This is a genomic window from Pseudomonas sp. FEMGT703P, assembly GCF_002786345.1.
Taxonomy (GTDB): Bacteria; Pseudomonadota; Gammaproteobacteria; order Pseudomonadales; family Pseudomonadaceae; genus Aquipseudomonas; species Aquipseudomonas peli.
The window spans coordinates 284200-297620 of record NZ_PGCM01000012.1 but is presented as its reverse complement, the minus strand read 5'-3'; the positions used below and the strand labels follow the sequence as shown (position 1 = coordinate 297620).

Sequence of the window (13421 nt, the reverse complement as noted above, 5' to 3'; positions counted from 1 at the left end):
TGCTCTTGTTATGAGAACTCGTGCGAGCCGGTGTTCCGGTCCCGTCAGCGCCTCCCTGCAGCAGGTAAAACACCGCGCCAGTCCTGGCTTTTCAGCTGTGAATTTAAATTTTCACAATCTCGCTTTGTGAAATTTTATATACCAGCAAGAAATCATCTTCAAGCACCTTGCAGCGACCTTCGCACACCTTTCGTCGCCTGAAAAAATCTGCTTTCGGCTTATAACAAGCGCAATAGAGCGGTTTAGCCACGAAATTCAGGAACATCAAAATGATAGAAATATTTCTAACCTGTAGATTTATGAAAATAAACATGTCATCAATATGCCGACACCGTCCCAGGATCGGGCACACCTTACCCGGTCCAACAGCATGCAAGCCCACAAGGCCATTGCTGAAAATCTCGCCAATTGGCGAGGCAATACCCACTGAGCACAGGGCCATTGGACCTGTGCTCAGACACCCAACTCGCCCCTTCAAGGAGTCAATAAGATGAACAAGATCGTACTTCTCGGCGCTCTGGCGCTCAGCGCCGTCAGCACATTCAGCGTCGCCAGCCAGGACAGCCTGCGCATCGGTATCGAGGCGGCCTATCCACCCTTCGCCTTCAAAACCCCTGACGGCAAGATCAGCGGTTTCGACTACGACATCGGCAACGCCCTGTGCGCGGAAATGAAGGTGGAATGTGAGTGGGTCGAACAGGAATTCGACGGCCTGATCCCCTCGCTGAAAGTACGCAAGGTCGACGCCGTGTTGTCGTCCATGTCGATCACCGAAGACCGCCTGAAGTCGGTGGATTTCAGCAAAAAGTACTACCACACCCCCGGCAAGCTGGCGATGAAGGCCGGTAGCGAAATCAAGGACCCGCTGGTAGACCTCAAAGGCAAGAAAGTCGGTGTGCAGCGCGCCTCCACCTACGATCGCTTTGCCTCGGACCAGTTCGAAGCAGCCGGCATTGAAGTGGTGCGCTACGCCTCGCAGAACGAAGCCTTCCTTGACCTGGCCTCCGGTCGCCTGGACGCCACCCTGGCGGACATCATCAACATCGATGAAGGCTTTATCAAAACCCCAGCAGGCAAGGGTTTCGCCCTGGTCGGCCCGGACTTCAACGACCCGAAATACTTCGGCAACGGTGCTGGCATCGCGGTACGCAAAGGCGACAGCGAAAACGCCGCACGCATCAGCGCCGCCATTGACGCGATCCGCGCCAACGGCACGTACCAAGACGTGCAGGCCAAGTACTTCGAGTTCGATATCTACGGCAAATAAGTACTGCTAATGCCTCATGGGTGCCTCCACTGCGAGGCACCTTTTTCTCGTTGTAGCGCAGGCCACTCGGCCTCTGCGTGAGGAACCCCATCATGCTCCACGGCTACGGCTCGACCATCCTCGAGGGCGCTTGGCTGACCCTCAGTCTGGCCCTGACTTCCATGACCCTGGCAATTGCCCTAGGCCTGGTTGGCGCAGCGTTTCGCCTGTCACCGCTGAAATGGCTGGCACTGCTCGGCGAAGGCTACGCCACGGTTATTCGCGGCATCCCTGATCTGGTGCTGATTCTGCTGATCTTCTACGGCGGCCAGGACCTGGTAAACCGCGTGGCTCCGCTTCTCGGCCACGATCAGTACATCGACATCAACCCGTTTATCGCCGGGGTCTGCACCATGGGCTTTATCTTCGGTGCCTACCTCTCGGAAACCTTTCGCGGCGCCTTTATGGCCATCGCCAAAGGTCAGGCCGAAGCCGGTGCGGCCTATGGCATGAGTGGCATGCAGGTGTTCTGGCGGATTCTGGTGCCGCAGATGATTCGCTTCGCCATTCCCGGCTTTACCAACAACTGGCTGGTGCTGACCAAAGCTACCGCGCTGATTTCCGTGGTGGGCCTGCAGGACATGATGTTCAAAGCCAAGAACGCCGCCGATGCCACCCGCGAACCCTTCACCTTTTTCCTCGCGGTTGCCGCGCTGTACCTGTTGCTCACCACCGTGTCCCTAGTGGCCCTGCGCTTACTGGAAAAACGCTATTCCGTGGGCGCCCGCCTGGCTGAACTCTAAGCGAGACTTTCTACCGTGCTCGATTTCCAACTGATTGCCGACAGCCTGCCGCTCTACGGCAGCGGCTTACTGGTGACCTTCAAACTGCTGTTTATCGCCCTCGCGCTGGGTCTGGCGCTGGCCATCCCATTAGCGCTGCTGCGCGTTTCACGCGCGCCCTGGCTTAACGGCCCGGCCTGGCTCTACACCTATGTCATCCGCGGTACGCCGATGCTGGTGCAGCTGTTCCTCATTTATTACGGCCTGGCGCAGTTCGAGGCGGTACGGGAGAGCGTGCTGTGGCCGTATTTCTCCAGCGCCACTTTCTGCGCCTGTCTGGCGTTTGCCATCAATACCAGCGCCTACTCGGCGGAGATCCTGGCGGGCAGCCTTAAGGCCACACCCCATGGCGAGATCGAAGCAGCCAGAGCCGTGGGGATGTCGCGCTTCACCCTGTACCGCCGCATTCTGCTGCCATCGGCTTTGCGCCGGGCGCTGCCGCAGTACAGCAATGAAGTGATCATGATGCTGCACACCACATCGCTGGCCTCGATCGTCACCCTGATCGATATCACCGGCGCGGCGCGCACCGTCAGTTCGCGCTACTACATGCCATTCGAGGCCTTTATCACCGCTGGGCTGTTCTACCTGGTGCTGACTTTCATCCTGGTGCGCCTGTTCAAGCTGGCCGAAGGCCGCTGGCTGGCCCACCTGGCCCCGCGCAAGCATTAAGGAAAACCATGGAACATATTCAGCACCTGCTGCCCTGGAGCACCGCGGGCACCGAACGCCGGCTCTCGGTGTTTCGTTTTGGCAGCGGCCCGCGTAAGGCCTATATCCAGGCCGCCCTGCATGCCGATGAGCTGCCCGGCATGCGCGTGGCGGTGGAACTCAAACAGCGGCTACTCGAACTTGAACAACAGGGCCGCCTCAACGGCGTAATCGAACTGGTGCCGGTAGCCAACCCGATTGGCCTGGGGCAGATGTTTCAGGCCACCCATCAAGGCCGCTTCGACCTGGCCAGCGGGCAGAACTTCAACCGCGACTTTCCCGCCCTGGCCGAGCTGATCGCGCCGCAGCTGGAAGGCCAACTGGGCAACGACGGGCAAGCCAACGTGAGGCTGATTCGCCGCCTGATGCGCGACGCCATTTGTGCACTGCCGCCGGCCAAGTCGGAGCTGGATGGCTTACGCCGACTACTGCTGCAACAGGCCTGCGACGCGGACGTAGTGCTCGATCTGCACTGTGATTTCGAGTCGATCATGTTGCTCTACGCCTTGCCGCAGCACTGGCCAAACCTGCAGCCCCTGGCCGCGCGCCTTCGTGCCGGCGCAGTGTTGCTGGCTGAAGACAGCGGCGGCAACTCCTTCGATGAAGCCTGCGCCGTACCCTGGCTGCGCCTGGCCGAACGCTATCCGCACGCCAATATTCCGCTGGCCTGTGTGGCCACCACCATTGAACTGCGTGGTATGGCGGATACCGACCGGCTTCAGGCGCAACACAGTGCCGATGACATTCTCGGCTTTCTCGCCGACCAAGGCCTGATCAGCGGCGACTGGACCGCCGCACCTTTCACCTGTTGCGAAGCCACGCCCTTTGCCGGCGCGCAGTACGCCTATGCGCCGCACCCCGGCGTGGTGAGTTTTCTGCAACCGCTGGGCGCGCGGGTAAAGGTCGGCGACCCGTTGTTCGAAGTGATCGACCCGCTCAGCGATCAGCACTCCGTGGTGCATGCCACCACCTCAGGAATCCTCTACGCCCGCGAACGCCTGCGCTTTGCCCAGCCCGGCCTGTGGCTGGCCAAGGTCGCAGGCATGCAGTCGATTCGCCACGGCCGCCTGCTTACCGACTAACAACAAGAGAATCCGCTGCCATGTACACCTTGCAAATCGACAACCTGCACAAACGCTATGGCACCCATGAGGTGCTCAAGGGTGTGTCCCTGACCGCCAAAGCCGGCGATGTCACCAGCATCATCGGTTCCAGCGGCTCGGGCAAAAGCACCTTTCTGCGCTGCATCAACCTGCTGGAACAACCGCACAGCGGGCGCATCCTGCTCAATAACGAAGAACTGAAGCTGCAACCTAACCGCGTCACTGGAGCGCTTAAAGCCAGCGATAGCAAGCAGCTGCAGCGCATGCGCTCACGCCTGGCCATGGTCTTCCAGCACTTCAACCTGTGGTCGCACATGAGTGCCTTGGATAACGTTATGGAAGCACCTGTGCACGTGCTGGGCATGAACAAGAAAGAAGCTCGCGAGAAAGCCGAACATTACCTGGCGAAAGTCGGCGTCGCCCACCGCAAAGATGCCTACCCGGCGCACATGAGCGGCGGCGAGCAGCAGCGCGTGGCCATCGCCCGCGCCCTGGCGATGGAGCCTGAAGTGATGCTGTTTGATGAGCCAACCTCGGCACTGGACCCGGAGCTGGTCGGCGAGGTGCTCAAGGTCATGCGCGACCTGGCCGAGGAAGGCCGCACCATGGTGGTGGTCACCCACGAAATGGGTTTTGCCCGCGAGGTGTCCAACCAGTTGCTGTTCCTTCATCAGGGCCGCGTCGAAGAAAGCGGCTGCCCGCGCGAGGTGCTGGCCCAGCCCAAGTCCGAGCGTTTGCAGCAGTTTCTCGCGGGTAGCCTTAAATAGACGGCGCCGACAGGCCGACCGTGCGCAATGCCACAGCCGCGGTCGGCTTCGGATACACTTCAGCCGCAACGACTCAGGCACGCCCCGACCCGGCGCGCACGCCCAACCCTTCAACGTGCTGAAAGCCCATCCATGCCGACTTCTGCCAAGAACGTAACCGTCTACGCCGCCCCGGTGATGCGCAAACTGGCGGAAATCGCCCCGCACCTGCAGCCCTCGCTGCGCAAGGTGGCCGACTTTATCCTGCGCCACCCGTTGAAAGCCGCAACCCTGACCATCGAGGAAATGGCGGTGGAAACCGCCACCTCGGCGGCCGCCGTCAACCGCCTGGCCAAAGCCATTGATCTGGGCGGCTATACCGGGCTGAAAGCCGAGCTGGTGAGCACCCTGCAGCAGATGGTGTCGCCAGTGGACAAGCTGCGCAACGAACTGGCGCATCGCCCGGACGGCGCTTTCGGCTTGCACGAACAGGTGCAGATCGCCAGCAGCAACCTGGCCACCGCTGGGGCCAATAACAGCGCGGACACCTTCGAAGCCTTTGTCAGCTGCCTGATCCAGGCACGCAAGATCTACATCCTCGGCTTCGGCAATAGCGCCTATATGGCCGGCCTGGCAGCCGCCAACCTGGTGCCGTTCTGCGCCGATGCCACAGCCGTGAGCATGGAAGGCGGCAACGAAAACGCCGCGTATCGCCTGGCGGCCATCACCGAACAGGACGTGCTGCTGTCGATCTCCCTGCCGCGCTATTCCCTCGACACCCTGCAGCTGTCGCGCTTTGCCAGCGAACGCGGCGCGACCGTGCTCGCGATCACCGACTCGCCCGCCTCGCCGCTGACCACCATCGCCAAACACGCGCTGTTCGCCCCTGCCGATCACCCGGTGCTGATCAGCTCCAACACCTCGGTGCTGGCGCTTATCGAAGGCCTGGTCGCCGGCGTCATGGCGCGCAACAAGGAAGCCGTGCAACTGGCCGCGGAGCTGACTGAAAGCGTGATGTCCTATCTGCATGTGCCGAGCAGCGATAAGCCTGTACGCAAGCCCATCAAACGACGCACCAGCACCACGCCGCGACAGAGTTAGCGCGCACCAAGTTAAGGCTAAAACTGTCCGGCAGGTCAGTTATCAGTGCATGCAACGTATTTACATCCCCCCAAAAACCACTAGAGTGCGCGCCCGACGCGCGCCATCTGGCGGCGCCGTGAACGATTTCAGGACTTGGCCTTGTTCTTGCTCAAGCTCCGACAGCCTGACCACTCAGACAGGTTTAAAACGATAATTCAGCACTTTGGGGAGCACCACTTGATGAACCGCACACTTTCCTCTCTGGTCATGGCAGGCGGGCTTCTGGCGGGCGGCCAGGCCGTCGCGGGTGACCTGCTGCATTGGCAGAACAACAGCCTGACCTACCTGTATGGCCAGGATTACAAGATTGACCCGGAAATCCAGCAGACCGTGACCTTTGAACACGCCAGTGGCTGGGCTATCGGCGACCTGTTCTTCTTCGTCGACACCATCAAGTACAACACCGACGCCACCAATGGCGCAGGCGATGGCCACACCTTCTACGGCGAGTTCTCACCGCGCCTGTCGTTCGGCAAGCTGTTTAACAGCAAGCTGGAATTTGGCCCGATCAAGGATGTACTGCTGGCCACTACCTATGAATTCGGTGAAGACGATGTCGAGTCCTACCTGATCGGCCCAGGCTTTGACCTGGCGATCCCCGGCTTTGACTACTTCTCCCTGAACTTCTACAACCGCACGACCGATGGCAAGCGCGACGGCGATAACGTCTGGCAGATCACTCCGGTGTGGAGCTACACCATCCCGGTGGGTAAATCCGACATCGTGATCGACGGCTTTATGGATTGGGTGGTCGACAACGACAAGAGCTACCACGCCAACCTGCACTTCAACCCACAGATCAAGTACGACCTGGGTAAGGCCATGAACTGGGGCGAGAAGCAGCTGTATGTCGGTATCGAATACGACTACTGGAAAGACAAGTACGGTATCGAAGACAGCGGTTTTGTCAGCGACAACTTTGTCGGCGCGACCGATCAGAACACCGCCAGCCTGTTGGTAAAAGCGCACTTCTGATACTCAGTAGCAAACCCGCCAGCACCTGTGATTACAGGCTGGCGGGCATCTCCTGCAACAACCCTTCTCGCGCTAATTTGCCCTGCTGCGGCGTAATCGCCGCGCTCTCGGGGTCTTCTACTCTGTGATTACTCAGCAGTGGATACCCAGCATGCCTAACGCCCCTCACCACACATTCTTCCGCGCCCTGCTTGTCAGCCTGCTGCTCACCCTGGCTGCATGCAGCACGCTGGCCACGCGCGACCCATTGCGCATCGAACTGGTCGGTATCGAGCCGCTGCCCGGCGAAGGCCTGGAAGCACGCTTCGCAATCAAACTGCGGGTACAGAACCCCAATGACCGGCCCATCGATTTCGACGGCGTGGACCTTGAGCTGCAGGTCAACCAGCAGCCGCTGCTCAGTGGCGTCAGTGACCAACGCGGACAAGTACCCCGTTACGGTGAAAGCATCCTGCGTATTCCGGTCAGCCTTTCCGCCTACGCCGCACTGCGCCAGGCCTGGGGCATGGCCGGCTATCAGGACGGCCAGGGGCTGCCCTATGAATTGCGTGGCAAGTTGGCCAACGGCCTGTTTGGCACCTGGCGTTTTAATGACCGCGGCACGCTTAACTGGCCACAACTGCCAGCGCCCGGCGCGACACCATAAAACCCTATACAATATGCGGCCTTTTCCTATCGACCTATCAAGGACCCGCCGTGAGCACGTTGCCGCCCTGCCCTAAATGCAATTCCGAATACACCTACGAAGACGGCGCCCAGCTGGTATGCCCGGAGTGCGCCCACGAATGGTCGGCCACTGGCGCGAGCGACGCGGCAGATGACGTCAAGGTGATCAAGGATTCAGTGGGTAATGTGCTGCAGGACGGCGACACGATCACCGTGATCAAAGACCTGAAAGTCAAAGGTTCATCCCTGGTGGTCAAGGTCGGTACCAAGGTCAAAGGCATCCGCCTGTGCGACGGTGACCACGACATCGACTGCAAGATCGACGGCATCGGCGCGATGAAGCTGAAATCCGAGTTCGTGCGCAAAGTCTGAGTCAACTTGCAGCAAAAAAAGCCCCGGTCAGCTGCCGGGGCTTTTTTCATTAGCTAGCATCAATGCAGAGCTATTCGCTCGTTCGAGGCGCCCGCCTGGAGGACCTCATGCGTATTGTTGCGTTGTGCTTGACGCTATTACTGCCCTGGGCTGTGCAAGCCGAACCCTGGAAGGTGGTGGGCGATGAACAGTTTGCACCCTATAGTTTTGTCACCATTGAGGATGATCAGCCGCGCGGACTGGATGTGGAGTTGGTTGAGGCGGTGATGCAAGAGGCCAAAATCTCCTACAGCTTGCGCCTGTACCCCTGGGAGCGGGTCAAGCGCATGATCGATCGCAGTGAAGTGGCCATGGCCTTTCAGTTCGCTGGGACCCCCGAACGGATGCAGCAATACGAGCTGGCCGGGCCGATCCGTACCGGTTCAACGGTGTTTATGACCTCGCGTAAAACCGCCCTTAACGACTGGGACAAACTGGACGATCTGTCACTCTTCACCATTGGCCAGGTACGGGGGTATGCCTACCAATCGGATTTCGACAAAGCCGAACTGTCACGTGATACCAGTGCGCAGAACCCACGGCAGCTGGTATCTATGCTGCTCGCCGGGCGCATTGATGTGATCGTCGGTGATCGTGTGCAGCTGATGTATTTCGTTCGCGAGCAGCGCGCAGAACAGAGCGTGCGCATTCTGCCCAAACCCCTGGTGGAAATGCCGCGTTATGTGGCCTTCGCCAAAGGCGATAGCGCCCGTGCCAAACAGTTCTCGGCAGCGCTGGAGCGTTTAAGACAGGCTGGCACTCTGGAAACCATTTACTCGCGCTGGCATTAAGCCGCGCGCCACTTGCCAGGAGCCGCCATGCGCGCCACCCGTGTGTTTTTACTGCTCGCAGCCACCCTGGTTCTGACCGCCTGCGGTCTCGGTGAAACCGCCGCAACTGCCAGCCTGCAAGCCGAGCAGGCCACCCAACTGCAACAACAGACCGAACAGCTGAAAGAGCAGATCGAAGCCGCCAACGCGCAAAGTAATAAACGCTTGGAAGAAGGCTACTGAGGGTTTATTGCACGGGTAGGAAGTTCATAAACAGCAGGCCCTGGGCATAACTCACGCCCATGCGCCGATAGCGCTCATCCAGCACATCGGTGAGCAGATCCAGACGCGCGACGATCTTGCCGAACTCCACGGCATAGCTGAGGTTATGCCCCTCGGCAGAAATCTCGTTGGACAGCAGCCAGGGCTTGCCGCCGGCATCGGTGCGCTGGGCGAGCATCCAGCTGGCCTTCTCGACATTGCGCGCAGCGTTGTGGACAAACTGCGGGTCCAGCGTATCGCTCAGGTAGTACTCCGTGCGTCCGCCGTGGGCGGTAATCAGCATGCTTGCCAGCGAATAGATAAACGCCCCCACCCGATCACCCTGGTACTCCGCGCTCAGGGCATAACTCAGCGCCGCAACATCAGTGCGCCCGCCTAGCTGGGGAAGCGGCTGATCAAGCTCAATGGCGCGGTGCACCGCGCGCTTGGCGGACTCCACATCAGGTAAACCGGTTTTACGCCACTCGCGGGGGTTGCGCAGATACAGCTTGTCCATCAAACGGTAGAGGCTGTTGAGATTGTTGCGCATGCCCAGGGTAGCCATACGGTCGGCATGGCTCTGGAAGAATTCGGTGGGTTTGATCGGACTGCGGTTGCTGACGATGGTCTGATGATCTTGCCGGGTTGCGCAACCACTGACCGCCAGTAACAGCACAATCAGCACCGACAGGCGCATCGCCACAGCATTGCCGCCCGACCAGACGGGCCCATTTCTTAGCCATTGCCAACGCTGCACAGTACTCATCAGAGGAGGTCGTCCGCTGCGGTGTGATGGGGTAACGCTAGCAACAAAATCCAGATTGGCCAGTTTTCCTCCTGAATACATGACTTTCAGCACAATCAAGCACCTAGCTGCATAAGCTCAGGTGGACTACCAACAGACCGCCTGAGGTGCAAAAGATTGCTAACCGCTTATCAGCAGCGCGGCAAAAGGCCCGTCGCAGAGCGCTTTAATCGGTATGATCCGCAGCTTTTTGGCTGCCGAGTGCCCCATGCTGCGTCTGCTTGTCCTGTTTTGCCTGCTAGTTGCCCTACCCGCTTATGCCGATGCCCCGAAAACCTTCAGTGCCGCGAAGAAAATCGCTTGGCGGTTATATGCCGAACGGCCCAGCACCTTTTATTGCCATTGCACGTACAGCGGTAACCGCGTCGACCTCGGCAGCTGTGGCTACAGCCCCCGCAAACAGCTGCGCCGTGCCCAGCGCCTGGAATGGGAGCATGTGGTGCCCGCTTGGGTAATCGGCCATCAGCGCCAGTGCTGGCAGGACGGCGGACGCAAGAACTGCGCGCGCAACGACGCCCGTTTCAAAGCCGCCGAAGCCGACCTGCACAACCTGGTGCCAAGCATCGGTGAGCTGAATGGTGACCGCTCCAACTACGCCCTCGGCATGCTCAGCGACAAACCCACGCAGTACGGCGCCTGCCCAATGGTGGTCAACTTCAAGGCGAAAACCGCCATGCCGCCAGCCCATGCGCGTGGCGCGGCAGCGCGTATCTATCTGTATATGGCCGAACGCTATCAGCTGAAACTGTCCAAGCTCGACCGACGCACCTACGAGGCCTGGAACCGCCAATACCCGATCAGCGAGTGGGAGCGCTGGCGCAACCAGCAAGTCGGCTGCGTGATGGGCCACGGCAACCCTTATGTCGGCGCCATCGATCCGGGCCGCTGCACCCCATTACGCCGCGCTGGCAACCCACAGCGCACCAGCGGCTGAACGCTGACAAGCGCCCGGCGAACCCTGCACACCGCTATTGACGCTAAACTTCACCCCACGCCAGCCCGAGTATTGCCCTATGTCCAGCCCCCCCCTCCCGAGCGCAGCCCACGCCATTGCCGAAACCCGCGCCTGGGTTGATCGTGCCGTGATCGGCCTGAACCTCTGCCCGTTCGCCAAGGCCGTGCAGGTCAAAGGGCAAGTACGCTATGTGGTGTGTACCGACAGCGAGCCGGAAGTACTGCTCAGCATGCTGATCGACGAGTTGCATGCGCTCGCTCACTGCGAGCCCAGCGAAACGGACACCACCTTACTGATCCATCCCGCCGCCCTGACTGACTTCCTCGATTTCAACGACTTCCTCGGAGTGGTCGATGATGCACTCGACGAACTCGGCTACAGCGGTACCCTGCAAGTGGCCAGCTTCCACCCGCAGTTCCAGTTTGCCGACACGGCCGCCAACGACCTCAGCAACGCCACCAACCGCTCGCCCTACCCGACGCTGCATATCCTCCGTGAAGCCAGCATCGACCGCGCCGTCGCGGCGTTCCCTGAGCCTGAGGCAATCTTCGAAGCCAATATCCAGACCCTCGAAGACCTCGGCGCCGACGGCTGGGCTGCCCTGCAGGCGCAGTGCCGCAAAGACGCACAAAACAGCTAAGCCCCCTCCACCTGGGTGCCGTCAGACCACCTGACGGCACCGCAGCGACACAGCGTCAACCCGCCCCTTGCTTACCAGCACCCGCCGGCAACTGCTGCGCGCGCGACCGATGACGCATTTACGGCAATTCATGCCAAGAATCTTGAGCGTTTTGCTAGCTGATCAACACAATTAATCAGCATGAATCCATAAGATCCCAGCGCTTTCGACGCGGCCCATGCAGGCCGAACCGCGTGTTGAGCAGGGCGCCTGCAACTAAAACCGCACTCGATTCAAGCCCCTTTCGCGGGTCCATCAACAGATCAACCAAGGGATAACGCTATGGCTCGGGTTCGTAAACTGGTGCTGGCAATTGCAGCGACTTCTGCGCTGTCATCCGGCATGGCGCACGCGCTAGGGCTGGGTGAGGTAACACTGCAGTCAGCACTCAACCAGCCTTTGGTGGCGGAGATCGAACTGCTGGAAAGCCGCGACCTGGCCGCCAACGAACTGATGCCGACCCTGGCCTCTGCGGAAGCCTTCAACAAGGCAGGGATTGATCGGCAGTTCTTCCTGACGGACCTGACATTTACCCCGGTCCTCAAGCCCAATGGCAAAAGCGTTATCCGGGTGACCTCGAATAAACCGATGCGTGAGCCTTACCTGAACTTCCTGGTGCAAGTGCTCTGGCCCAATGGCCAGTTGCAGCGTGAATACACCCTGCTGCTGGACCCACCGCTCTATACCGCGCAGGACGTATTACCTGCTGCAGTACAACAACCGGTAACCGCAGCGTCTGCTGCACCACGCACACAGCCGCAGGCAGCGCGCCCAACAGTTAGCGAAACTCAACCCGCATCCGCCAGCACGGCTGCCGCCACACCACTGGCAGGCAATGAGTACACGACCACCGCCAACGACAACCTCTGGGACATTGCCAACCGTGTGCGGGCTGACGGTAGCGTGCATCAGGCCATGCTGGCGATCCAGGAGCTGAATCCGCAGGCCTTTATCGATAACAACATCAACCGCATGAAAAGCGGTCAGGTGCTGCGCCTACCCGATGCCCAACACATCAACAGCCGCACACAAAGCGCCGCCATTGCTCAGGTTAACCAGCAAACCGCCGCCTGGCGTGAGAGCCGCAATGTTGCTGCCAGCGCTCGCCAGTTGGATGCCAGTAAGCGCAATACTGCGGCCGCTACGCCAGCCACAATTGAACGCCGCGATAACTTGAAACTGGTTGCAGAAGGCAGCGACAAGGCGAGCGCCGGCAGTGACAAAGGCAACGCAGGCAACAAGGCCCTGCTTGATCAACTGGCAATGACCCAGGAAAGCCTCGATTCGACCAATCGTGAAAACGCTGAGCTGAAAAGCCGTATTGCCGACCTGCAAAGCCAACTCGACAAACTGCAGCGCCTGATCCAATTGAAGAACGACCAGATGGCCAAGTTACAGGCCTACCTGGCCGCACAGAACCAGGCACCAGTCGCAACACCAGGCGTCGCCGCTGTTACAACCGGCAATCAGACACCCGCTATTCCTTAAGCCTAAGCCGCCACCAGGTACTACCGAGTAATACCCTTAGGTTGATGCCGCGAGGCTTCCTCTTATCAAGGCTGACCAGCAACGCTATTGCCCTCATGGGTCGCCGTCAGCCCGCACCCCTGGCGGCCTGATCACCAGGCATTAGGCGCCATACTGTTTTACACAGGCTTTACATTGCGCCCTGCAATGCCGCGCAACACCCAGTGTCGAAACTACAAGCCGGGAAAGACCGGTTTGCACAGGAGTTTCGATCATGCTGTCGCGTATCCCCCTTATCACCGGCCTGGTGGCCAGTCTGGCGCTGTTTGCCCAGGCCCCAGCGCAGGCCTCCAACCGTGACGCAGCGATTGCCGGAGCCGTGGTGGGCGCGGTGATTGGCGGCGTACTTGTCAGCCAGAGCCGTCCCGCGCGGGTTTACGCTCCGCCACCGCGCGAGTACTACCCACCGCCACCGGCGTATTACCCTCCGCAACGGGTGTACTACGAGCGCCAGCCGGTCTACTACCAGCCGGCCCCGGTGTATTACATACAGGAGCGGCCGCGCCATAAACGCTGGCATGGCCACAAACACCGTCGGCACGACGGCTATGGCCACGGCTATCGCTGGTAAACAAAAAAGC

At 60.0% G+C, this 13421-nt stretch carries 15 protein-coding genes and 1 pseudogene; 15 read left to right on the top strand and 1 reads right to left on the bottom strand.

Features of this window, described 5'->3' with window-relative positions:
• Positions 1-490: 490 nt before the first annotated feature.
• The 11 genes from CUR33_RS19050 (at position 491) to CUR33_RS19000 (ending at position 8856) form a co-directional block, all read left to right on the top strand.
• Positions 491-1267 carry an ABC transporter substrate-binding protein gene (locus tag CUR33_RS19050; RefSeq protein WP_289240591.1) on the top strand — a complete coding sequence of 259 codons (777 nt, stop codon included), beginning with the start codon at positions 491-493 and terminating at the stop codon, positions 1265-1267.
• A gap of 92 nt (positions 1268-1359) precedes the next feature.
• Positions 1360-2049, top strand: coding sequence for an ABC transporter permease (locus tag CUR33_RS19045; protein WP_289240590.1), 690 nt, complete (start codon positions 1360-1362; stop codon positions 2047-2049).
• 15 nt (positions 2050-2064) lie between these two features.
• Positions 2065-2760 carry an ABC transporter permease gene (locus CUR33_RS19040; protein ID WP_289240589.1) on the top strand — a complete coding sequence of 232 codons (696 nt, stop codon included), beginning with the start codon at positions 2065-2067 and terminating at the stop codon, positions 2758-2760.
• 8 nt (positions 2761-2768) lie between these two features.
• Entirely contained in the window at positions 2769-3881 is a 1113-nt protein-coding gene (locus CUR33_RS19035) for a succinylglutamate desuccinylase/aspartoacylase family protein (protein WP_289240588.1), read from the top strand.
• A 20-nt stretch (positions 3882-3901) separates the two neighbouring features.
• Positions 3902-4669: an ABC transporter ATP-binding protein gene (locus tag CUR33_RS19030; protein WP_160088988.1), complete on the top strand. Its 768-nt coding sequence runs from the start codon at positions 3902-3904 to the stop codon at positions 4667-4669.
• A 132-nt stretch (positions 4670-4801) separates the two neighbouring features.
• Positions 4802-5749 (top strand): MurR/RpiR family transcriptional regulator, encoded by a 948-nt coding sequence (locus CUR33_RS19025; protein WP_282876714.1) that lies wholly within the window; start codon positions 4802-4804, stop codon positions 5747-5749.
• Between the two features lie 222 nt (positions 5750-5971).
• Positions 5972-6766: an outer membrane protein OmpK gene (locus CUR33_RS19020; protein ID WP_160088992.1), complete on the top strand. Its 795-nt coding sequence runs from the start codon at positions 5972-5974 to the stop codon at positions 6764-6766.
• 151 nt (positions 6767-6917) lie between these two features.
• Positions 6918-7412 carry an LEA type 2 family protein gene (locus CUR33_RS19015; protein WP_289240587.1) on the top strand — a complete coding sequence of 165 codons (495 nt, stop codon included), beginning with the start codon at positions 6918-6920 and terminating at the stop codon, positions 7410-7412.
• A gap of 50 nt (positions 7413-7462) precedes the next feature.
• The gene (locus CUR33_RS19010; protein ID WP_289240586.1) at positions 7463-7804 is read left to right on the top strand and encodes a zinc ribbon domain-containing protein YjdM; all 342 of its coding nucleotides are present in this window, start codon (positions 7463-7465) and stop codon (positions 7802-7804) included.
• A gap of 107 nt (positions 7805-7911) precedes the next feature.
• Positions 7912-8634 (top strand): substrate-binding periplasmic protein, encoded by a 723-nt coding sequence (locus tag CUR33_RS19005; RefSeq protein WP_289240585.1) that lies wholly within the window; start codon positions 7912-7914, stop codon positions 8632-8634.
• Positions 8635-8661: 27 nt separating this feature from the next.
• Positions 8662-8856 carry a hypothetical protein gene (locus CUR33_RS19000; protein ID WP_289240584.1) on the top strand — a complete coding sequence of 65 codons (195 nt, stop codon included), beginning with the start codon at positions 8662-8664 and terminating at the stop codon, positions 8854-8856.
• Positions 8857-8860: 4 nt separating this feature from the next.
• On the opposite strand, the gene CUR33_RS18995 is transcribed toward CUR33_RS19000, so the two are convergent.
• The gene (locus CUR33_RS18995; RefSeq protein ID WP_289240648.1) at positions 8861-9571 is read right to left on the bottom strand and encodes a hypothetical protein; all 711 of its coding nucleotides are present in this window, start codon (positions 9569-9571) and stop codon (positions 8861-8863) included.
• Positions 9572-9887: 316 nt separating this feature from the next.
• Here CUR33_RS18995 and CUR33_RS18990 point away from each other — a divergent pair, with 316 nt between their 5' ends.
• The 4 genes and pseudogenes from CUR33_RS18990 (at position 9888) to CUR33_RS18975 (ending at position 13411) form a co-directional block, all read left to right on the top strand.
• The gene (locus CUR33_RS18990; RefSeq protein ID WP_289240583.1) at positions 9888-10613 is read left to right on the top strand and encodes an endonuclease; all 726 of its coding nucleotides are present in this window, start codon (positions 9888-9890) and stop codon (positions 10611-10613) included.
• Between the two features lie 79 nt (positions 10614-10692).
• Positions 10693-11274, top strand: coding sequence for a DUF1415 domain-containing protein (locus CUR33_RS18985; RefSeq protein ID WP_289240582.1), 582 nt, complete (start codon positions 10693-10695; stop codon positions 11272-11274).
• A gap of 321 nt (positions 11275-11595) precedes the next feature.
• A pseudogene (locus tag CUR33_RS18980) lies at positions 11596-12795 on the top strand (type IV pilus assembly protein FimV); the annotation flags it as partial.
• Between the two features lie 259 nt (positions 12796-13054).
• Complete coding sequence (locus tag CUR33_RS18975) at positions 13055-13411, top strand: hypothetical protein (protein ID WP_090255373.1); 357 nt, start codon at positions 13055-13057, stop codon at positions 13409-13411.
• The last annotated feature ends 10 nt before the right edge of the window (positions 13412-13421 follow it).